19 protein-coding genes are annotated in these 21,166 nt (G+C 41.7%); 3 read left to right on the top strand and 16 right to left on the bottom strand.

Features of this window, described 5'->3' with window-relative positions; translation table 11 throughout:
• Window positions 1-65 precede the first annotated feature (65 nt).
• The 6 genes from DYD17_RS01385 to DYD17_RS01360 form a co-directional block, all read right to left on the bottom strand.
• Entirely contained in the window at window positions 66-794 is a 729-nt protein-coding gene (locus DYD17_RS01385) for a transaldolase (RefSeq protein WP_115252552.1), read from the bottom strand.
• Between the two features lie 9 nt (window positions 795-803).
• The gene (locus DYD17_RS01380) at window positions 804-2,183 is read right to left on the bottom strand and encodes a PTS ascorbate transporter subunit IIC (protein WP_115246743.1); all 1,380 of its coding nucleotides are present in this window, start codon (window positions 2,181-2,183) and stop codon (window positions 804-806) included.
• A 26-nt stretch (window positions 2,184-2,209) separates the two neighbouring features.
• The gene (locus DYD17_RS01375) at window positions 2,210-2,494 is read right to left on the bottom strand and encodes a PTS sugar transporter subunit IIB (protein ID WP_002982644.1); all 285 of its coding nucleotides are present in this window, start codon (window positions 2,492-2,494) and stop codon (window positions 2,210-2,212) included.
• Window positions 2,487-4,547, bottom strand: coding sequence for a BglG family transcription antiterminator (locus tag DYD17_RS01370; RefSeq protein WP_115276317.1), 2,061 nt, complete (start codon window positions 4,545-4,547; stop codon window positions 2,487-2,489). The genes DYD17_RS01375 and DYD17_RS01370 overlap by 8 nt, the downstream gene beginning before the upstream one ends.
• 351 nt (window positions 4,548-4,898) lie before the next feature.
• Window positions 4,899-5,168 carry a 30S ribosomal protein S15 gene (rpsO, locus tag DYD17_RS01365; RefSeq protein ID WP_003046456.1) on the bottom strand — a complete coding sequence of 90 codons (270 nt, stop codon included), beginning with the start codon at window positions 5,166-5,168 and terminating at the stop codon, window positions 4,899-4,901.
• 147 nt (window positions 5,169-5,315) lie between these two features.
• The gene (locus DYD17_RS01360; protein ID WP_174221704.1) at window positions 5,316-6,497 is read right to left on the bottom strand and encodes an MFS transporter; all 1,182 of its coding nucleotides are present in this window, start codon (window positions 6,495-6,497) and stop codon (window positions 5,316-5,318) included.
• Between the two features lie 90 nt (window positions 6,498-6,587).
• On the opposite strand from DYD17_RS01360, the gene DYD17_RS01355 reads away from it, so the two are divergent.
• Window positions 6,588-7,253: a cyclic nucleotide-binding domain-containing protein gene (locus DYD17_RS01355; RefSeq protein ID WP_115252550.1), complete on the top strand. Its 666-nt coding sequence runs from the start codon at window positions 6,588-6,590 to the stop codon at window positions 7,251-7,253.
• Window positions 7,254-7,552: 299 nt separating this feature from the next.
• Window positions 7,553-8,167, top strand: a complete 615-nt coding sequence (gene def / locus DYD17_RS01350) for a peptide deformylase (RefSeq protein ID WP_003049509.1) — start codon at window positions 7,553-7,555, stop codon at window positions 8,165-8,167.
• Window positions 8,168-8,234: 67 nt separating this feature from the next.
• Here the strand turns inward: def and DYD17_RS01345 are convergent, their stop codons facing one another.
• The 10 genes from DYD17_RS01345 to traF all read right to left on the bottom strand — a co-directional run bounded on the left by DYD17_RS01345 (window position 8,235) and on the right by traF (window position 20,595).
• Complete coding sequence (locus tag DYD17_RS01345) at window positions 8,235-8,786, bottom strand: NADPH-dependent FMN reductase (protein ID WP_003049507.1); 552 nt, start codon at window positions 8,784-8,786, stop codon at window positions 8,235-8,237.
• An 85-nt stretch (window positions 8,787-8,871) separates the two neighbouring features.
• Complete coding sequence (locus DYD17_RS01340) at window positions 8,872-9,300, bottom strand: MarR family winged helix-turn-helix transcriptional regulator (RefSeq protein WP_003049505.1); 429 nt, start codon at window positions 9,298-9,300, stop codon at window positions 8,872-8,874.
• A 165-nt stretch (window positions 9,301-9,465) separates the two neighbouring features.
• Entirely contained in the window at window positions 9,466-13,863 is a 4,398-nt protein-coding gene (locus DYD17_RS01335) for a PolC-type DNA polymerase III (RefSeq protein ID WP_115252548.1), read from the bottom strand.
• Between the two features lie 116 nt (window positions 13,864-13,979).
• On the bottom strand, window positions 13,980-14,537 hold the full coding sequence (locus tag DYD17_RS01330; RefSeq protein ID WP_037584902.1) for a nucleotidyltransferase family protein: 558 nt from the start codon (window positions 14,535-14,537) through the stop codon (window positions 13,980-13,982).
• Between the two features lie 52 nt (window positions 14,538-14,589).
• On the bottom strand, window positions 14,590-16,446 hold the full coding sequence (locus tag DYD17_RS01325; RefSeq protein ID WP_003049499.1) for a proline--tRNA ligase: 1,857 nt from the start codon (window positions 16,444-16,446) through the stop codon (window positions 14,590-14,592).
• Window positions 16,447-16,637: 191 nt separating this feature from the next.
• Window positions 16,638-17,897 (bottom strand): RIP metalloprotease RseP, encoded by a 1,260-nt coding sequence (gene rseP / locus DYD17_RS01320; protein ID WP_115252547.1) that lies wholly within the window; start codon window positions 17,895-17,897, stop codon window positions 16,638-16,640.
• 97 nt (window positions 17,898-17,994) lie between these two features.
• Window positions 17,995-18,789 (bottom strand): phosphatidate cytidylyltransferase, encoded by a 795-nt coding sequence (locus DYD17_RS01315; protein ID WP_003049495.1) that lies wholly within the window; start codon window positions 18,787-18,789, stop codon window positions 17,995-17,997.
• 12 nt (window positions 18,790-18,801) lie between these two features.
• On the bottom strand, window positions 18,802-19,551 hold the full coding sequence (locus DYD17_RS01310) for an isoprenyl transferase (protein WP_003049494.1): 750 nt from the start codon (window positions 19,549-19,551) through the stop codon (window positions 18,802-18,804).
• 227 nt (window positions 19,552-19,778) lie between these two features.
• Window positions 19,779-20,138, bottom strand: coding sequence for a preprotein translocase subunit YajC (gene yajC, locus DYD17_RS01305; RefSeq protein ID WP_003049492.1), 360 nt, complete (start codon window positions 20,136-20,138; stop codon window positions 19,779-19,781).
• Window positions 20,139-20,244: 106 nt separating this feature from the next.
• Complete coding sequence (traF, locus tag DYD17_RS01300) at window positions 20,245-20,595, bottom strand: conjugal transfer protein TraF (RefSeq protein WP_003049490.1); 351 nt, start codon at window positions 20,593-20,595, stop codon at window positions 20,245-20,247.
• Between the two features lie 155 nt (window positions 20,596-20,750).
• On the opposite strand from traF, the gene DYD17_RS01295 reads away from it, so the two are divergent.
• Entirely contained in the window at window positions 20,751-21,041 is a 291-nt protein-coding gene (locus DYD17_RS01295) for a hypothetical protein (protein WP_003049487.1), read from the top strand.
• The last annotated feature ends 125 nt before the right edge of the window (window positions 21,042-21,166 follow it).

Below are 21,166 nucleotides of genomic sequence, written 5' to 3'. Positions count from 1 at the left end.
GTCTCATTACCTTTGAAAAAAGTCAAAAAGCAGGCTTTTCTACCTGCTTTTGTCTTCTAACGTTACTAATTGTCATCCTCTAAAATTTTAAAGCCAAGGCTGGTACTGTCTTTCAGAAACATTTGCACGGTTTCAAGGGAATAGTCTTCTAAATCTTTTCCTCGAAGAGGCAACTTGGCAATCAAATCAGTGGTACAAGTAATAATGTCAACACCTAGCTGATCAGCTTGATAGATATTATAAGTTTCCCGTGGACTAGCCCACAACAATTCGACCCCTTCTTTTTGACGACAAATGCGCAGAGCTTCTTCCATGATCGGCATTGGATCAACGCCGGTATCTGCAATACGACCAGCAAAAACAGATACAATAGCTGGCACTCCAGCGGTTAAATGATCAACCACAGCTTGAGTTTGTTCAATTGTAAAAATGGCTGTGACGTTTAACTTAATGCCTTTGGCTGACAACTTTTGAATGAGGGGACACGTTGATTCGCCTGTAGAAGTGGTGACTGGAATTTTCACATAGACATTGTCACCTAGACTAGCAATTTTCTCAGCTTCGTTTTCCATACTTGGTAAATCATCTGCAAAGACTTCAAAGGACACTGGGTAGTCTGTAATATGGGCAAGCACTTCTTTGGCAAAGCCAATATAAGAAGAGATGCCTGCTTTTTTCATCAAGCTTGGATTGGTTGTAAAGCCTGTGACCAAACCTGTTTGCAAATCCTTTAACATGGTCTCTAGGACCGCACCGTCTGAAAAGACTTTAACGCTTAATTTTTTTGTCATCATATCCTCCTTTTAGATTTCTTCTGAAACATTATTAATGGCCTCTTGAGATTTTGACAGAAAGCTTGGAAGCACCAATACAATAGCAAGTAAAGCAACCACCAAGTAAATACCGATTTGACCAATCGACGTTCCTAAGCGGCCCAATAAAATCCCTAAAACACCGAAATCCACATCTCCAAAGGTTGTGTTTGAAAAACCAAGTTTACCAAGTACAGGTAGAAGCATGGCAGGCAAGAAGGCTAGTAATAAGCCATTAGCGAAAGCACCAATCATCGCGCCGCGACGACCACCTGTTGAATTTCCAAAAATCCCTGCTGTTGCGCCGCAGAAGAAATGAGGCACCATACCTGGGATAATCAGGACACCACCTGCAACTCCTAAAATCAACATCCCAAGCAAGCCACCAACAAAACTTGACGCAAAACCGATGATAACAGCGGTTGGCGCATAAGGGAAGAATACCGCACAGTCTACGGCTGGAATAGCATTTGGGATCAATTTGTTAGCAATACCTTGGAAGGCTGGAATCAAGTCAGCCAAAATCATGCGAACACCAGCGTAGACAATTGCCACACCAACCGCAAAGGTAAGACCACTTTTAATGGCAAAGATAAATGGATTTTGACCTGCTGCTAATTCTTCTGCTACTGAAACATCCCTCAAAACAGAAGCCACTGTTGCCACCAAGTAGAAAATCACCATAATAAGTCCTGTCGAAATGGTGGTATTGCGCAAGAAGCTCCATTTTTCAGAAATCTGAAGGTCCTCTGTATCTTTACTGTCTTTGCCAACCTTGCTACCAACCCAGGCAGAAAGATAATAGCCCAAACTACCAAAGTGTCCCATGGCGATTTCATCTCCGTCAGTCACTTTCAGAGTATACTGTTGACCAATGGCTGGCGAAATAGCTGACCAAGCTCCCAAAAGGAACCCACCTAAGATAATCAAAAGACTCCCTTTGAAACCAACAGCTCCAAGCACCGCGGACAAGAGACAAGCCATAAAGAAGCTGTGATGTCCTGTTAAGAAAATGTATTTGAAGCGTGTAAAGCGAGCAAAAGCCAAATTGAGCAATAACCCAACCACCAAGATGGACATGGTTTCCACACCCAGAATCTTTTGAGCGACAGAAGTGACGGCTTCGTTATTCGGCACTACCCCAGTGATACTAAAACCGTGCTCAATGAGTTTGGCAAGAGGGTCCAAATTGGTCACAATAACACCTGCCCCTGCAGCAAGCATAAGGTATCCCAAAATCGGTCCCAAGGTTCCTGTCAACACCTTATGAGCAGGTGTTTTCAAAGCCACCAACCCTGCAAAGGCAATCAAGCCCATTAAAAATGCAGGTTCTTTTAAAATATCTCGAATAAATGATAATAATGCTTCCATAGTATCTCCCTATCTCCTTTAAAGGCTTATTCCTTGCCACTCATTTCCTTGAGAACTGGAACCAAATCTTCTTCAATTTTTTTACGATTAGTATAGCTCTTAACGATACAAACCTTGGCATCCTCTGGAAAAATATCTTTAAATTCTTTAACGGTAACAAATAAATCTGCACCCTTTCCAACAGCCGCATTGGAATCACAGGATTCTGCATCCACATCAATACCCAAACTAGATGCGATAGCTTCGACTTTCATGCGAAGTAACAAGCTACTACCAATACCGTTTCCACAAACTGTTACAATTTTAATCATGTGATTCATCTCCTTTTTCAATCATATGGCTAATCAGACTCACTATTTTATCAGTATTCTCAGCCTCAATTAATTGCTCAATATGTTCATCGTCATCTAAAATCAACGACAGTTCCTGCAAAGCCTTCAAATGTGAACTAGAATCCACAGCAGACAAAACAACAATCAATTGCACTTGCTTGTCTGGATCACCTTCTTGCTTCAAATCAAAGCTGACAGGTTCTTTTAGTTGTAAGAGAGACATGCCTAACTGCCGTGCTCCTTTTTCAGGCGCCGCATGAGGAACAGCCACCTTAGGGGCTAAAACAATATAGGCCCCTAGCTCATTGACCGAATCAATCATACCGTCGATATAAGATGTTTCAATCATCTGGTGTTCTAGTAAAGGCTGAGCAGCCAAACAAATCGCTTCCTGCCAATCCGAAACAGCATCAGCCTGCCTAATAAAATCTGCTGTTAACAAGTCCAATAGTCCTAGACCTCCTTTTTCAATCGTTAAATGGTTACCAATCAGGTAACGGGATAAATCACTAACAAGTCCTTCTTTATTAGTAATCGTGGTGTGTTTATGAATAATACTCAACAGGTCATCCAAAGCGAATTGCTCTGACAAGGGAAGATGAAAGTCATCACAGACCATCTTTTTCAACATCATTTTCTCAACAGGTCCCATCAAAGCTTGCGTCACATAAACAGGTTTAGCACAGTCAAAAGCTACTGTTGAAAAAATCAAATCAAAGGATGCTGGATCTAACAACTTTATTTTGTCCAGCTGGTGAATCCTAATAAACTGTAGTTGTGGAAAAAGTTCCTTCAAGGTTGCCTCCAACATCAGAGACGAACTAATGCCATTAGGGCAAACAGATAAGGCTACCAGCTGATTGCTTGGCCTCTTCTTAGAGGCCTGCAACCATCTCCCAAAATGAATGGTAAAATAAGCAACCTCATCTTCATTAACTGGTTTCCCCAATTGTTTTTCTAGAGGAGAAAGACTACGCTTGACCAAGTAAAAGAGAGATTCATAATCTTGTTTGATTTGTTCCTTCAAAGGATTGGTCAAGTTAATGTCGTAGTAAAGTCGGTAATAAGCCGGCAAAAGGTGACTGTATAGGTTCTGACGAAGTTCTGGGGTATCGGTGATAGACAAGCCCGTGTTAACCGCCACCGAATTGATGATTTCCTCCATAATGTCATAGATAGGTTGCTGAAAGACTAAGGCTAAGTCACCTTGAATACAACCAAGTAACCTAGATTGAACCAAATATTTTTCTTGGGTTAGACTGGGGAAGTTGACCAATAACTGGTCCACCATCGTTTCAACAGCTGGCGAAGCTAAAGGAAAAGTGTCCACTGCTTCAGCCCTTACATCTCGTGAAAATGGTCGATGAGCGAGAAGGCAGAAAAAATAAATCAAATCCCTCAATTTCTCCGAAATAAAAGTCAAGTGGTTCTCTCTGCTCAGTTCCTCCAACGTTGCTGCCATCACCTTTGTCTGGTCGGGCAAACCAAGTTCATGCAATAAGTAACTGAACACACAAGGTCCTGGTGTGACTTGCAAAAGAGAACTGACCGCTGATTCTAAGAGACGCCGCAAAGCTAAGGGTTCTCCTTCAAAAAAATAACCATCCTGGCGATTGTAAGCTAAAGTTACCTGAAAGGCTTGTACCCGATCACGCACCAAGTTTAAATCAGCAATAACGGAATTTCTGCTTAGCCGTAACAAGCTTTCCAAGTGGTTAATGGAGATAAATTCTTTAGCCATCATGATGTAAATGATAATCATGTCCAGACGCTCATCTTGAAAAAGATAGTCGTCTAAGGTAGGTAGCATGCGATTCAACAAGTTCTTTTCAGTAAGGTCTGGCGGATAAACCAGCTGCCTGTCCAGAACAATAAGGGGTAACTGATACAGCGACAGACTGTCATTGATTTTAGCAATATCTGCCAGTATATGACGTTTGCTTGTCTTTAATATGGATTCAAATGCCTCCAGTGAATGTCCTTTATATTTAGAAAAGAGTTGATATTTTCTGATGAGCTCATGAGATAGCATGTCATCTCCTCCTATAATGCTAGTATAAAATGAAGCGTTTTCATTTTCAAGATAAATTGAGTCCAATTGTCTCACGTCATTTTTGACTGCAATTGGACTCAACAGGTGATATCATTGTAACAAGTTCCTCAAAAGGTAGCAAAAATTAGGCAAATCTGGGAATTGATTTCCTTTTTCTTCATGATATAACAAAAGATACCTCATCACTGAGATACCTTTTATTGCTAGATAAAATCATCAACTGCTAACGAAACAACCTTAGACCATTCTAGCCAAATGTGTAAGTTAACAAACAACATGTCAAAAATTAAAAAGCCCACTGCATAAGCAGAGGACTTTTTAAACTTGAAATTAACGACGAAGTCCAAGAGATTGGATCAACTCACGGTAACGGTTAACATCTGTACGACGTAGGTATGCCAACAAGTTACGACGGTGACCGATTTTCTTCATCAATCCACGGTAAGTAGCGTGGTCTTTTTTGTGTTCTTTGATGTGGTTGTTCAAGTGGTTGATTTCCCATGTAAGAACTGCAACTTGAACTTCTACTGAACCAGTATCGCCTTCATGACGTGCATATTGAGCGATGATTTCATTTTTTTTCTCTTTTGAGATTGCCATAATAATATCTCCTTTTTTTGCTTAATCCGAGTCCTAGGATTGGCACTCCTAAAACCAAGAAAAAGTTGGTTTGTCTTTCGACCACTCTATTCTAGCAGATTCGAAAAGCTAGGTCAACTGTTATTCGTTTATTTCGCCCTCGAGTCACTAAGTGGTCTTATTAAGCTTCTTGAAAAACCAGATATAACCTGCAAGTCCTGTTGCTAAACCAAGGCTTGCTAGTGCAAATATTAGATAGACGGCTTTTAAATCAGAACTTAGGTGAGATAGAAGCTGCAAAACCAAAGCAGCACCACCGCCGCCCAGATTACACCCTATCAAGACAAGAGTCGTGGCTGATGTCAATTGATGACTAGGAATTCTTTCCGAGAGAGCATGAAAAACATAGGTCACTCCGATACTGTAAACAAAACCAGTTGATAGGGCACCAATTGCTACTAAAAAGAGATTGTCTCCCTGCCATAACACTAACATGCCCAAACCTAAAACAAAAGCAACCCAAGCCATCACCATATCTTTTAATAACATAAGAAGGGGACTAAAACTGATGCCAGCCAAAATGCCCATAAACATCATCAAACTTAAAATCAAACTGGCTTGTGTGGCGCTCCCCATCTGACCTTGATCGATCACCTGAGGAATTCGCAAGGTATTAGAAGTATTGACTAAAATGACAAATCCAGCATAACCGGCCAACCCTAAAATCTGCCACAATTGCTTTAGTGATAAATTCTGACGCTCCTGTGACGCTACTGGAGCTTGATGAGAAATCATAGGAGGTACAAAAAGGAGGTAAAGTGCTAAAACAACAAACCCAAAGCCATAGATCAAATAAGCCAAAGACCAGCCAAAAGGAATCATATAACCCGCCAAAAAAGTAAGGAAGGCTGACCCTAAGACTTCTGCTGACCCTCGATAACCTAACATGGCTATCCTTTCCTTACCAGAAAAGCGTTCACTAATAATATTAATCGCGCGAGCGTTAATCAGACCAATACCTAACCCTAATAAAATCCGTGAGCCAAACACAAGTGGGTAAGCTTGATTGAGAACAGGAAAACTTCCACCACCTGCCAAAAGAAGGAGCCCCACTACAACTGTTGTACGTTCAGACAAAAAACGATTCAGGAAAGGCATAATGAGAAGAACCCCTAAAATGGCAAAAGAGGCCAGGGAAAATAGGATTCCCACAGACTGCGCCTGATAGCCCTGCGCTTGATAATAAGCAATCATTTTAGGAAGGGCGGGTGACACTGCAAAAGGTGAAACCATCATCAGGGACAAACTGAGGAGGCTTATTTTTTCAATAAGGGATTTTTGGGATACCATCAAAGAGACTCTCTTTCCTTGAATATTTTAGCTACCTTCAGTATAATCAAAAGAAAACGATAAAAATAGGACCTGGGTCATAAAAAGCCCATGAAGACGATTTCAGATACTAAATTGTTGGCACACTACTTAACAAAGCATCGGCTGGAGGAATTTTTCCAAAAAAATAGCCACCCATACCTGCAGCTAACCCACTACCTTAAAGGAGAAGCCATTTGTGTGCAAGACCAGGAACTCAAGGCTCTTTATTACTTGGTGCAAGGCAACATCAAAATTGTGCGACGCTTGTTTAATGGTAAAGAACACATTTTAGAAACCCATAACGGACCCATTCTTATCGGCGATATTGAATTAATGACCGATCAAAAAGCAGTGACCTCGGTCATTGTTCTTGATGAAGCTTATGTTGTCCAACTACCACTCACCTATAAAGAAAGCCTACTGACGGATGCAGACTTCCTCTATCATATTGGTCGAAGATTGGCTCAAAACTTTTACAAGCAAAATATCACCTCCACTACTAACATCACCTATACCGTCAAAGAACGTCTAGCCTCTTACCTCATTGCACATGAGAACCAGCAAGAAGTTCATTTAAACCTGACCTTACTGGCTGACCGTTTCGGGACCAGCTATCGCCACCTTCATCGAGTGGTTCATCAGCTCATCCTTCAAGGCATGATTGAGCGAACCTTTTTCAAAACCTATCGGATTATTAATCAGCAGGGCCTGCTTCAATTAAGCGCTAATGACTGATTGCATTTTCCTGACAAAAATAAAGGGAATCCACTAGGGATTCCCGGTTTTTAGAAACAGTGTCATCTTTCTCTCTAAAGATTCCATGTTTGGATATCATTGATGATTATACAAGGAAAGTAACAAGATGGCAACTGATTTAACTCCAATTGCTCATTTTTCTTTAAAACTGACATAGGTGGCTGATTTCTCAGCAACTGTCGGCTGAACCCTACTGTTGCCACTTCCTTTTGTGACTTCTTTTAAAAAGAAGCAATTTGTGATATAGTAAATCCAGTTAAAAAATTAAAGGAGTAGACATGTCTGCACAAGATAAAATAATTAAACCAAGTCATCTCATTACCATGGATGACATTATTCGTGAAGGGAATCCCACCTTAAGGGCTGTCGCTAAAGAAGTGACTCTTCCCCTAAGTGACGAGGATATTCTCCTAGGAGAAAAAATGATGCAATTCTTGAAGCATTCTCAAGACCCTGTTATGGGAGAGAAGCTAGGCCTTCGAGCGGGTGTTGGTTTGGCCGCACCTCAGATTGATGTGTCAAAACGCATCATCGCTGTGCTAGTCCCTAACCTTCCTGATCAAGAAGGAAACCCTCCAAAAGAAGCTTATAGTTTGCAAGAAGTCCTGTACAATCCTAAAATTGTTTCTCACTCAGTTCAAGATGCTGCTTTAGCTGACGGTGAAGGTTGCCTCTCTGTTGACCGAGTGGTTGAAGGTTACGTCGTGCGTCACGCCCGTGTCACCGTTGAGTATTTTGACAAGACTGGCGAAAAACATAAAATCAAGTTAAAAGGTTATAACGCTATTGTCGTTCAACATGAAATCGATCATATCAACGGAGTCATGTTTTACGATCGTATCAATCCAACAGCTCCTTTCAAAGCTAATGATAATCTATTACTTCTTGACTAAACCCTACTTAAAAGAGACTGGCTCTGTAGCCAGTCTCTTTTAAATTGTGAATTGAGGATAAGTGTTCTTAGTGAAGCTCTTGGAGGACTTCTTCAACTTGGTTAGCCAATTTTTCATGAAGGCTTTCTGACAAGGTAATTTTACCAGTTTCCCATGCTTCAGGATTAATTGGACCTCCTGCAAACTCACCAATAACATTGGTACGAATAAACGGCAACAATTCGCGATAATGTTTGAAAACAGCTTTTGGTGATTCCCCATTTGCAAGGGAAGATACTGTAAAGAATTTATCTTGGATTGATGAAGCTGCTGCATGATCGCTTGGATCAAGAGAACGGCTTGCCCAGTCCAATAAGTTTTTCACTGTTCCAGGAATTGACCAGTTATAAACAGGGGAGAAGATCCAGACAAGGTCTGCTGCTTCAAGCTCTTTACGGATGCGATCCATAGCTGGAACACCTTGAGCTTCCAATTCTTCGTTAAACAATGGAAGATCTGCATAATCCAGATAAGAAACTTCTGCACGATCGCCAATCATTTCTTCAGCGATTTGCGCCATTTGCTTATTAAATGAGTTTTGGCGTAATGATCCGACAATAAACAGAATTTTTTTAGACATGTGTTTCTCCTTTTATACTAGTTAGTGACTAATATTACTATGTAGTCATTATAACGTGAAACGGAAAAACTGTAAAGACCTTTGTTTATAGGTTTTTAAATTTTTTCAATAAAGTGATTAATTCTTTCTGTTCCACTTCGGTTAAAACAGAGAAGGCTTGCTCCACTCGCTTGATGTGTTTAGGAAGGGCGTCTTCAATTAAGGCTCTGCCTTGATCTGTCAACCCCACAAGATAAGCCCTTTTATCCTTGTCATCTTTGCAACGGCTAATCCACCCATTTCGCTCCATATTACGCAAAACCACTGTCATGTTTCCTGAGGTTGCCAGCAAGGAGTCAATGAGGTTATTAATGCGCATACTCCCTTTGGTATGTAAAACCTCTAACACACTAAACTGGGTAGGGGTCAAATTAGCATTCTTAAACACATCTGATCCAAAGGCATCTAAGGTGCGCTGAGCCTTGCGAAAAACCACCATGGCTTTTAAGGCACTATTCTTATCTAGGTTACTCATTTCTCACTCCTCACTCAGTTATATATCACTGATTAGTATTAACAATTTCTGATAAAAATAGGGAGTGGGATATGATTCAAGAAATTAACTCTCTTGGTTTTGCATCCCAGCCCCTATTCACACATTTTTTCCTATTCTATCACAGAATCTTCTAAAAGAAAAGGTTCAGAAGAAATCATCAAATAGGCTTAACTGATTGTCATCAGGCATATTGCCTAAAATACCCATGTCATCCATTTTCTCAACGAGCGTTGACGATGCACCGCCTCGTTTACGCAGTTCCATTTTAGACAGGAATTCTCCTTCTTGACGAGCTTTCACGATTTGCTTCGCCACGTTTTCACCCAAACCTTCTAAGGCAACAAATGGCGGGATCAGCGTGTCCCCTTCGATTTGAAACTCTGTTGCTTTACTCTTATAAAGGTCCAGTTTCCCAAATTTAAAACCACGTTCCAGCATCTCATTCACAATCTCCAGGGTGGTAAAAAGATCATTTTCCACATTGGTGGCTTCATTATTTTTACGCTTGATACTGATATCTTCCATCCGAGCCTTGACGGCTTCTAAGCCACCACTCATGGTTTTTAATTCAAAGGCTTTAGCACGAATAGAGAAGTAAGCACAATAATACATAAGAGGATGATGCACCTTGAAGTAAGCTACCCGAAGGGCCATCAAAACATAAGCTGCCGCATGAGCTTTAGGGAACATGTACTTGATTTTTCCACAGGATTCAATGTACCAGTCAGGCACATTATTTTCCCGCATGGCATCAATATAGCCATTACGTTCTTCCTCAGAAATTTTCAGCCATAGGCCCTTACGCACACGCTCCATAATGGTAAAGGCCATTTTCGGTTGCAAGCCAGCATGCATAAGGTAAACCATGATGTCGTCACGACAACCGATAACGGTTTTTAGGGTCGCAATGCCTTCTTTAATCAAATCTTGTGCATTACCAAGCCAAACATCGGTTCCATGAGATAGTCCAGACAACTGCAACAATTCTGAAAAAGTGGTCGGATGCGTTTCGTTAACCATGCCGCGAACAAAGTTGGTCCCAAATTCCGGAATGCCGAGCATGCCAGTTGGTGTTCCAATTTGTTCTGGAGTGACTCCTAAAACCTCTGTCCCAGAAAAGAGAGCCATAACACCTGGATCATCAGCGGGAATAGTAATAGGATCAATACCTGACAAGTCTTGAAGTTTACGAATCATGGTCGGATCATCATGCCCCAGAATATCAAGCTTCAAGACGTTCTCATCAATATCGTGGAAGTTAAAGTGAGTCGTCTGCCAAGAAGCCGTTACATCGTCAGCCGGATATTGTACTGGGGTAAAGTCATAAACGTCCATGTAATTAGGAATAACAACAATCCCTCCGGGATGCTGCCCAGTTGTTCGCTTTACTCCGGCAGCCCCTGCTGCTAGACGATCCACTTCAGCATCACGATAGAACTTGCCATAGTCTCGTTCATAGCCTTTAACAAACCCATAGGCTGTTTTTTCTGCTACGGTACCTACGGTTCCAGCACGAAAAGCATACTCAGCACCAAAAATATCTCGAACATCTAAATGGGCACTCGGCTGATCATCACCGGAAAAGTTCAAATCAATATCCGGTACCTTATCCCCGTCAAATCCAAGGAAGGTCTCAAAGGGAATATCTTGGCCGTCTTTTTGATAAGGGGTGCCACATTTTGGACAAGGCTTATTAGGCAAATCATAACCCGATCCAACTGATCCATCTGTGATAAACTCAGAATGTTGGCAAGACGGGCAAACGTAGTGAGGCGGCATAGGATTAACCTCAGTAATCCCAATCATGGTTGCCACAAAGCTAGACCCAACAGATCCCCTAGAACCAACCAGATAGCCTCGCTCATTTGAGCGGTTAACCAACATTTGCGACGCTAGGTAAATCACGGCAAAGCCGTTCCCCAAGATAGAGGTTAGCTCTTTTTCAATTCGCAAATCGATAATATCTGGTAGAGGATTACCATAAATTTCAAACGCTTTTTGATAGGTTAATTCGGCAACCGTCTCTTCAGCCTTGTCGATATACGGGGTATAGAGGTCTCCCTTAACCACTTCCACTTCCTCAATGCGATCCGCCATATCCTGAGTATTTTGCACAACCACTTGATAAGCGAGGTCTTTTCCAAGAAAGGTAAACTCATCCAGCATTTCATTAGTTGTTCTAAAGTGCACTTTAGGTAGAGGAGCAGGTTGGGCCCCTTCCCCACGGCCGATTGTTCTGTTAATCATGGCACCCTGACCGAGACTACGCACAATAATTTCACGGTAAATCTCTTCTTCAGGCTCCAGATAATGCACATTTCCAGTGGCAAGCACAGGTTTATTAGCTCGTTTCCCTACTTCAATAAGATCACGAATCACCTGCTCAATACCTGCTTGATCTTTGATTAATTCACGGACAACCAGTGGCTGGTAAATGGCTGGTGGCATGATTTCGATAAAATCATAATACTTAGCTAAATCAACCGCCGCATCAATTCCTTTAGTCAGAACGGCATCAAAAACTTCCCCATCCGAACAAGCTGTTCCTAGTAACAACCCCTCTCTGTGAGCATCTAAGACGGTTCTTGGAATACGAGGAACCCCTTCAAAATATTTGATATTGGAAAGGCTGACCAGCTTAAACATGTTTTTAAGACCAACCTGATTTTGCACATAGATAGTCGCATGCTTAATCCGCGCTTTTTTGTAAGAATCCTCAGCTACCAAATCTGTATTGAGTTGCAAAAGATTTTTGATGCCATGCTTTTCTCTGGCATCTTTTAGAAAAATAAACAAAAGACGTCCTGTGGCTTCCGCGTCGTAATTAGCCATATGATGGTGGTCTAGACTCACTTGGAAACGCTTGGTGAGCGGTCCCAAACCGTGACGTTTGTATTCAGGATACAAATTTCTTGCGAATTCTAAGGTATCAATTACAGGCTGTGTGATTTTGGGCAAGTCATGGCGTTCATAATTGGCGTTCATAAAGCCCACGTCAAAACTGGCGTTATGGGCAACCAAAATACTATCTTTGCAAAAGTCCTGAAAAGCTTTTAGGACGGTAACCAATGGCTTGGCGCCTTGCAAATGCTTGTCGGTAATGCCTGTCAATTCGGTGGTAAAGGCAGAAAGAGGATGTCCAGGATCAATGAACTCATCAAACTGCTCTACAATATTTCCTTTAAACATTTTGGAAGCCGCAATCTGAATCAGGTCATTATTCATGGCAGATAGACCTGTGGTTTCCACGTCAAAGACCACATAAGTAGCTTCGTGCAAATCCATATCAACAGGATCATAAGAAATAGGCACCTTGTCCTCAACAACATTGGCTTCTAGGCCAAAAATAGCCTTAATCCCAGCTTTGCGAGCCCTATGGTAGCCATGAGGAAAACTTTGCACATTAGCATGGTCGGTAATGGCAACCGCCTTGTGTCCCCACTTGGCTGCCGTATCAATCAAGCTTTCTACTGTTGGCAAAGCATCCATAGTAGACATATTGGTGTGGGCATGAAACTCAACCCGCTTTTGCCCTTCTGGCATCAGGTCTTTGCGCTCATGATGTACAATTTCTTTGACTTGTTGGACATTCATGGTGAGACTCTTCGTAAAAGGATTGGTCTCAATATTACCTTGTACCCGTAACCAAGCCCCCTTAGCAATCATATCAAATTTGCGGAGCTCCTCATCGTCTTTGGCCCATTTTTGCAGAGCAAACGAGGAGGTATAGTCTGTCATTTTAAAGTTGATGATATGGCGACCTGTCCTAGTGGTCTTGCGCTCCACATCAAAAACCATCCCCTCAAAGACAATTCGGTTTTCTTCGGTCTCAATCTCTATCATTGGTGTGATGACTGCTTTTTCAAACCCTGCCTGACGCTGCGCCACGCGCTCTTTATAATCAAATTTATGAGAAGGTACCGCTTCTTCAGCCGGTGGCATCATGGCCTCAAGGGATTTTTGGGCTTCCAAATTATCCTGTACAGCCTTTTCCACAAGAGCCTGACGACTAGAAACAAAATCCTTAGTTAAATGGTCTGTCATTTCTTGATCGGATATCATATCAATGGTTAAGGTGCCAAAACCAAAGGCTTCAAATTGTTTGACCAAATTAGGCAGGTGGTTTTTCCTGAAATGATCATTATTAACAAAACGCGGGGCTGCAATAATGAGTTGATCACCTTCATACCTTACCTTGAGTTTTGAGAAAGAGGACTTAAAACTAGCCCCATTACAAGGTGCATGTTCAAAAGCTTCTTGGTAATAAGCTTGAAGCACATCATCTGAATAATCCACCTGAGCAGCCTGAATATCAAAAGTTACCTTGATGTCAGCCGCCTCAAAGGTTCGTATCAAACGTTCGTGCAGTTCACGATAGGTCGCAATCGGTAAAATCTCCGCGAAAGCAAAATGAAATTCCCACAAGCGTGATACCGAATGCACCTTCACCTCGATAATATCAGCAGACGAAAAAGCACTTGAGCGTCTCATGTCAAGCGGCATTTCTATCTGTTCCATCAATTTAACGAATAAGTCTGACATAGTTTACTCCCGATTTTCCTAGGCTCTATTTTATCACAATTAAGGATTATTTTCGAGTTTTAAAAGAGAAAGAAAAGGAAGGAAACTTGGTATCCTCCCCTATCTTCTCTGTTAACCTAATCAAGAAAATAGCGGAGTTGTGGCCACTTCTCTTTCCAGTTTTTTGCTACTAAACGCTTTTGATAAAGCGAAAGCCGCTCCTTATCTGATAGAAAATGAGGGGTCGGGTGACATTCAAAAGCTAGAATATCAGCTAACCCATAAGGGGCAAACAATTCCAGCTGGTCATCAATCCGCCTAATAGCAATAGCTGTGCATCGCTCAGGGTACTTTGAAATGGCATCACACGTTGATAAGTACGGTTCGGTATTAGGACAATGGTTGTGCATATAAGCTTGATTTCGGACTTCCCAACGATAATTTGGAAATTCTTTATTAAGGAAATCTTCGACAACCTGATTCGCTTCGTAAGGCAAACTAGGGTCAAAAAACACCACATCCATATCAGTATCTGCATCAAAACCAATACCATAGGCCAACTGGTTCCATATGAAATTCCGAATAGCTCCTGCTGCTAACCAAGCGTCTGCCAAGGGCAGAGTTGCAATAATGGTTAAAATGGTCATCATATCCTTATCTGCTGCTATTAATTCTTTGAAACGATTATCTGTCATAGGTGTAGTATATCAAAAAGAGGCTACACTAAACAGGTAACCTCTTCATTTTTTATTGTTCTTTTGTCAAAATTTCAAGGGTTTCAATAAGGTTATCAGCAGTTACTTCGACGCTGTCTCCAGTTGCCTTGATTTTAATTTCCACGATCCCATCAGCGGCTTTTTTACCAACAGTGACACGAATTGGCAAGCCAATCAAATCACTATCAGAGAATTTTGAACCAACGCGTTCGTTACGGTCGTCTGTCAAGACATCATAGCCTTTAGCCATTAAGTCTGCTTCTAATGTCGCCGTTAGGTCTTGTGCTGCTTGATCTTTGACGTTAACCGTAATCAAATGCACATCAAACGGGGCCAATTCTTTAGGGAAGTTAATGCCCCAAGCATAACGGTAATCACCTTTTGGTGTCTTGTTCACAAAGAGACGGGCATGCTGTTCAATGACAGCAGACAGGATACGGCTAACACCGATACCATAGCATCCCATGACAATTGGAACGGCTCTGCCATTGTCATCAAGAATAGTTGCTCCCATGCTATCTGAGTAGCGAGTGCCCAGCTTGAAAATATGGCCAACTTCAATACCACGCGCAAACTGGAGAACCCCGTGACCATCCGGAGACATTTCTCCTTCTTTGACTTCACGAATATCAACATATTCAGCTTGGAAATCACGTCCTGGATTAACTCCTGTCAAATGGAAACCATCCTTATTGGCTCCTGCAACGGCATTAGCAAGGTCTTGGACTTTGCGGTCAGCCACGATGCGGCTACCTTCTGCCAAGTGGACAGGACCAAGTGAGCCAAAACCTGCACCAAAGAAGGCACGTGCGTCATCTTCGCTAGCTGGCTCTAAGAAGTTTGCTCCAAGGTAATTTTTCAATTTAACATCGTTAACTTGGTCATTACCCACTAACAAAGCAACAACAGGCTCATTGTCGGCCATGAAGAGCAAGGTTTTGATGGTTTTCGTTTCATCTACTGAAAGGAAGTCTGCCACCTCATCAATGGTCTTACAATTTGGTGTTTCCACTTCTGTCAAGGCATCTTCAGCAGCAACTTTTGATGATGGTTTGTATTCATTAGTTGCCATCTCGAGGTTGGCAGCATAGCTTGATTCACTAGAGTAAGCGATAGTATCCTCACCAGAAATCATCCAAGCTGTCAATTCTGCTTTGATCTCTTCTAGAACCTCTTCTGGAATATCTGCAAGGCTTGGGATAGATTTATCCAAGACCACCCAACGGTCAAGGTCTGTACGTTCTGGTGTAATGGCCATGAATTCTTGAGAATCCTTACCACCCATAGCACCACCATCTCCAATAATCCCTTTGAAGTCTAGACCTGCTCTGGTAAAAATAGCTTCATAAGCTTGACGATAATCTTCATAAGTCACATCCAAGTCGTCGTAATTTGGATGGAAACTATAACCGTCTTTCATGATGAATTCACGGGTGCGAAGCAAGCCATTACGAGGGCGTTTTTCGTCACGGTATTTGGCTTGGATTTGGTAAAGGTTTAGTGGTAATTGTTTGTAAGATTTAACCGCGTCACGCACCAAGGTTGTAAAGGTTTCTTCATGAGTCGGACCCAAGATAAAGTCTGATTTGTCACGGTTTTTAAGCTTGTAAAGGTCGTCGCCGTAGGTCTCATAACGACCGGACTCACGCCAAAGGTCAGCTGTCAAAAGGGCTGGTGCTAACATTTCTACAGCACCAATTTTCTCAAATTCTTCGCGCATGATGGTCTTGAATTTCTCAATGGTACGGTTTGCCAGTGGTAAATAAGCATAGATACCAGCGGAAACTTGGCGCACATAGCCTGCACGCACCATAAGCGCGTGGCTAATTACTTGGGCGTCACTTGGCATTTCGCGCAAGGTTGGGATAAGCATTTTACTTTGTTTCATAAGATAGTTACGTTTTGATACAAGGCCAGAGACAACTGCTATTCCCAAAAGTTTGGGATTGCTTGCCAATCGGGCTATTCAATAGAGAATTGAATGTGTATTCCTTTCATTCTGTGGTAAGTCATTAAGCCATATTTTCGGTCGGCTTTGAGTTTTCTTGTAACAGATTACTTTTATTGAAGCGAGTCTCTTTAGAAGAAAGCTCGCATAATATCATTCCACGTCACGGCAATCATCAGAACAACCATGATGGCAACCCCAACAAGAGTGATATAGGTTTCTGTTTCTTGTTTCAAAGGTTTGCGACGAATGGCTTCAATAATATTCATCAAGATTTTCCCACCATCAAGGGCAGGGATGGGAATTAAGTTGAAAATTCCCAAGTTGATAGAGAGCATTGCCATGAGATATAAGACAGAATCTAAGCCATTTTGGGCAGCCTGATTAGACATTTGGTACATGGCAACTGGACCACCTAGCTTATTTAAGCTAAAGGCAGTGATCAGACCTTTCAAGGTATTCAAAATAGCAAAAGCACCATTCCAAGCCAATTCTAAACCGCCTAGGAGCTTATCAACAAAACCTGTTTTCAACCTTGCCTTCACACCTAGAGCATATTGCTTGCCTTGTTTTTGAGGCTTAACAGCGACGGTTTTTAGGGTTTGACCTGATTTGTAAGTCACCTTAACCGTTTCGGAAGCACCTAGGTTGCGAGTAGACGCTTGGACAGCTTCGGTCAAATCTGCCCAATCCTTGACCTTATGACCATTGATAGTGACAATCCGGTCATTGTCGCGGATACCAGCTTTAGCAGCGGCACCATTTTCTTGCACACGGACTTGATTACTACTAAAATCTGGCATGCCACCTTGTAAAAAGACAAGAAGGATAAAGACCACAATCCCTAGAATAAAGTTATTCATAGGACCAGCAAAGTTGGTGATTAAGCGGCCACCAATGCTAGCATTTTGGTACTGCACATCAAGCGGAGCGATTCGAATCTCAGTACCATCTTCTTCAACAATGGTCGCATTATGGTCAACAGCATAGGTCTTAGTCTCATCCAAAACCAAACCGGTGATACTAAGGTCATCTTCCAAATCATAGGAAGTGACATTCATGGGCAGGCTAGTGGGATCAATCTTACTTTGAGACAAGTTGATGCGCTTGACCGACCCTTGCTCATTTAGTGTCAAGCTAGCCGGTGTCCCAGTCTTGATTTCTGTCTTGTCATCTCCCCAACCAGCCATACGCACGTAACCACCCAAAGGCAAAATCCTCAAAGTGTAGAGAGTCCCTTCTTGGTCAACATGCGAAAAGATTTTGGGGCCCATACCAATGGCAAATTCTCTGACAAGAATCCCAGATTTTTTGGCAAAATAGAAATGCCCAAATTCATGGACAATGACTAAAATCCCAAAAATAATAATAAAGGTTATTATTCCTAACATAGAGTTCCTTTCAGTCTATTATTTCTATTGAGTGCTTGTTGTTCTCAGGCTTTGCATAAGTCACCCTTAAACGTGCAAAAACACTGTTGGCTATTGCTTAAAACAGTCCAAATAGATGCATGATGGGAAAAACAAAAATCATGGAGTCAAAGCGGTCCAAAATACCACCATGTCCCGGGATCAGTTTGCCAGAATCCTTCACACCAAAATGTCGTTTAATGGCACTTTCAACCAAATCTCCAAATTGGGCAAAAATCGAAAAGAGCGCAACTAAAAGCAACATGGCCAAAAAGTGATGAGGCGCATAAACGGTACGATCAACTAGCATAAAAACAAAGGAAATAAGGACTGCGCAGGCAATTCCTCCTAAACTCCCCTCAATCGTTTTATTAGGAGATACGCTAGGCAATAGTTTGCGTTTGCCAAACTGGCGACCAATCATATAGGCACCGATATCTGTCCCCCAAACGATAAATAAAGCTAACAAGACTTTATCAATTCCTGACATGCGTGCATTGACTAAGTTTTGGAAACCAATCCCAACATAGAGGCTGGCCCCAATAGGAAAGGTCGCATCTTCAAAAGAATAAGCTCTGTTATTTAAGACTGTTCCTGCTAAGAGGAAAAAGACTAGAAGCCCATACCCTGCAAAACTAGCGTCAATCGGCAAGAAGGTGAGGTAATGGTCCATCGGAACTGTCAAAACAAAGGCTGCCAACATAGCAAATACCCCTTCAAACGAAAAGACTTCAAGCCTTCTCATCTTCAATAATTCTGACACGCCAATCATGGCTAAAATCCCCACAAATAATTGGAATGGTAAACTTCCCATAATGAGAAAAGGTAGAAAAATAGCTGCTGCTACTCCTCCCCAGATAACACGTTTTTTCATAACTATCTCCTTTTAGACCTTGCCAAAACGACGTTGACGGCGGTTATAATCCGCAATGGCCTTTAGTAACTCTGCCTTTTTAAAATCAGGCCACAAGACTGGTGTGAAATAAAATTCACTGTAAGCTGACTGCCAAGGCAAGAAATTGCTCAATCGCAACTCCCCACTTGTGCGAATAATCAAATCAGGGTCACGATAAAGATATGGCAAATGATCCGTCATCAGGTAATTAGCAATCAAATCTTCTGTAATGTCACCAGGATTTAACTTAGCATCCAAGACGTCTTGGGCAATCAAACGAACAGCACTGGTAATTTCTGCACGGCCACCATAATTGAGGGCAAAATTCAAAATCAAGCCAGTATTACGCTTGGTTTTATCAATGGCAGCATTTAGCGCTGTCAAGGTGTCTACAGGCAGACGATGAGTTTCTCCGATCATTTGCACCTTAACATTATTTTTATGTAAGGTTGGCACGTATTTGTCAAAGAACTCTACTGGTAAATTCATAATAAAAGAGACTTCGTCCTGAGGACGAGACCAGTTTTCTGTCGAGAAGGCATAGACCGTCAAGACCTTGACACCTAAATCTGAAGCTGCAATCGTCACGTCCTGCAAAGCATCCATTCCCGCTTTATGACCAAAAACTCTAGGCTTTAACCGTTTTTTTGCCCAGCGCCCATTGCCATCCATAATAATTCCAATGTGTTTTGGGATTTTATCCAAAACAACTTTTTTTGATTTCGCTTTTAATCCAAACATGTTTTTTCCTTATTGATAAGCATACTTATCTCATATTCTATCATATTTCGCCCCGTTTGGCTCGCTTTTTATTACTAGGTGTCATCTGCCTTTCAAGCATCTGACTAATAACTGACATTTTTTTGCTACCTTTGTCAAAAAAGATGATAACGGTAGCTATCCTATTTCCTCAAAAAAGCGATGCAAAAGAAAAAGCTTGGAAATTTCCCTCCAAACTTTTAGTCTTTTTAGTTGCTTTCAATAGCACTTTCAGTGTCATCTGTCGCTTCAACTGCAGGCTCATCAACCACTACTACCTCATCTGCCTCAACAGGTGTAAGGTCGGTAGTTGCTTTGGTTACAATACGTTTGATAGCAGACAATTCAAAGGTTAGGAAAACCCCATCCACATCTAGAACGATTTTTTTAGCCGCTGAATCAACTTCGTCAACGATGGCAAACATGCCACCGATTGTGACAACTTCATCACCTTTTTCAATTGCGTTCAATTGATTTTGGCGCTCTTGTGCTTGTTTCTTTTGTTGGCGTTGCATAAACCAAATCAAGGCAAGCATCACCACAAACATTAAAATTGTTGGAAATCCCATAATGTCTCCTTTTTATTCTATAAAAGTCATGTCTTACTATAACAAAAATAGAAGCGTATAGCAAGGCAAGACCTTATTTTCTGACAGAGAAAGTCAGGCCAGAACCCTACTCTTTCGTCGTCAAAAAAGTCAGAATCTCACTTTCTGTCAAACTGGAATCACAAACCGCTCTCACTTGACCACTGTGAATCACCAACAAGGCTGGAACAGTCGCTAAGTGATACTCTTGGCGAAAGGCTTGAAGTTGCTGCGCATCAGCAAGATTATCACTAGCGACAAAGAAAACATCCAGATGGTTGGCCTCAGCAACTTGAGCCAGTTTTGGAGCAAAAAGGCGGCAAAAAGGACAGGTTGAACGCCCTAAAAACACAATCATATCTTTGCCACTCTCGATGGCTTGTTTTATCTCACCGATTTCCATCGTTGTAAACTGAGCTATGGTTTCTTCAAAAGTCATTGCTAATCTCCTTTGTCTTGGTCTTGTCCCTTATCATACACCAAAGCAGTGGCTTTCTCAACTAATTCCGTCTTGAAAGGGTTACCATTTTATTTTATAATAAAACTAAGGTAATATGAGTCTCTTTGCGCCCTCATAGAAAGGAACCTAGCCAAATGTTAGCACAGTTTAGACCCCTTATCAATCGCTATGCCAAACCCTACCTTGTCTTAGTTTGCCTGCTATGGCTGGCCATGTTTTTTGTTCGATGGGACACAATGGTTTTGGATTATAACCTTTACTTTTTAGTGATGCAAAAAGGGTTTCTCATCCTCGGTATCCTGACTATTCTGATGGGAGCTATCAGCAAGCGTTGGGGGCTCATCCTATTTGGCTTACTCTTTTGTGGGGCGTTTTGGATCAATCTTTTTATTCTCTTTGGCATCTTACCCGTATTTGGCAATTAATATCATTAGGCTAGAGCTAAATCAACTCCTCTCATAGGAAAGTTGACCCAGCTCTTTTTTGACGCTCAAAAAATCATCACAGCACAGCGGTTTTATTAAAATGCTCCAAAAAAACAGAACCTGAG

It is taken from the genome of Streptococcus dysgalactiae subsp. dysgalactiae, from assembly GCF_900459225.1.
GTDB lineage: Bacteria > Bacillota > Bacilli > Lactobacillales > Streptococcaceae > Streptococcus > Streptococcus dysgalactiae.
Note: the sequence above shows the minus strand (reverse complement) of the source record. Positions and strands in the feature narration are given on the sequence as shown.

Excerpts from the sequence above, each read along its gene's own strand:
- DYD17_RS01325 (WP_003049499.1), bottom strand. The coding sequence starts at position 16,446 with ATGAAACAAAGTAAAATGCTTATCCCAACCTTGCGCGAAATGCCAAGT.
- DYD17_RS01380 (WP_115246743.1), bottom strand. The coding sequence starts at position 2,183 with ATGGAAGCATTATTATCATTTATTCGAGATATTTTAAAAGAACCTGCA.
- rpsO (WP_003046456.1), bottom strand. The coding sequence starts at position 5,168 with ATGGCAATCTCAAAAGAGAAAAAAAATGAAATCATCGCTCAATATGCA.
- DYD17_RS01375 (WP_002982644.1), bottom strand. The coding sequence starts at position 2,494 with ATGATTAAAATTGTAACAGTTTGTGGAAACGGTATTGGTAGTAGCTTG.
- def (WP_003049509.1), top strand. The coding sequence starts at position 7,553 with ATGTCTGCACAAGATAAAATAATTAAACCAAGTCATCTCATTACCATG.
- traF (WP_003049490.1), bottom strand. The coding sequence starts at position 20,595 with ATGACTTTTGAAGAAACCATAGCTCAGTTTACAACGATGGAAATCGGT.
- DYD17_RS01370 (WP_115276317.1), bottom strand. The coding sequence starts at position 4,547 with ATGCTATCTCATGAGCTCATCAGAAAATATCAACTCTTTTCTAAATAT.
- DYD17_RS01340 (WP_003049505.1), bottom strand. The coding sequence starts at position 9,300 with ATGAGTAACCTAGATAAGAATAGTGCCTTAAAAGCCATGGTGGTTTTT.
- DYD17_RS01355 (WP_115252550.1), top strand. The coding sequence starts at position 6,588 with ATGAAGACGATTTCAGATACTAAATTGTTGGCACACTACTTAACAAAG.
- DYD17_RS01315 (WP_003049495.1), bottom strand. The coding sequence starts at position 18,789 with ATGAAAAAACGTGTTATCTGGGGAGGAGTAGCAGCAGCTATTTTTCTA.
- DYD17_RS01335 (WP_115252548.1), bottom strand. The coding sequence starts at position 13,863 with ATGTCAGACTTATTCGTTAAATTGATGGAACAGATAGAAATGCCGCTT.
- rseP (WP_115252547.1), bottom strand. The coding sequence starts at position 17,897 with ATGTTAGGAATAATAACCTTTATTATTATTTTTGGGATTTTAGTCATT.
- DYD17_RS01345 (WP_003049507.1), bottom strand. The coding sequence starts at position 8,786 with ATGTCTAAAAAAATTCTGTTTATTGTCGGATCATTACGCCAAAACTCA.
- DYD17_RS01330 (WP_037584902.1), bottom strand. The coding sequence starts at position 14,537 with ATGACAGATAATCGTTTCAAAGAATTAATAGCAGCAGATAAGGATATG.
- DYD17_RS01360 (WP_174221704.1), bottom strand. The coding sequence starts at position 6,497 with ATGGTATCCCAAAAATCCCTTATTGAAAAAATAAGCCTCCTCAGTTTG.
- DYD17_RS01295 (WP_003049487.1), top strand. The coding sequence starts at position 20,751 with ATGTTAGCACAGTTTAGACCCCTTATCAATCGCTATGCCAAACCCTAC.
- DYD17_RS01310 (WP_003049494.1), bottom strand. The coding sequence starts at position 19,551 with ATGTTTGGATTAAAAGCGAAATCAAAAAAAGTTGTTTTGGATAAAATC.
- DYD17_RS01385 (WP_115252552.1), bottom strand. The coding sequence starts at position 794 with ATGATGACAAAAAAATTAAGCGTTAAAGTCTTTTCAGACGGTGCGGTC.
- yajC (WP_003049492.1), bottom strand. The coding sequence starts at position 20,138 with ATGGGATTTCCAACAATTTTAATGTTTGTGGTGATGCTTGCCTTGATT.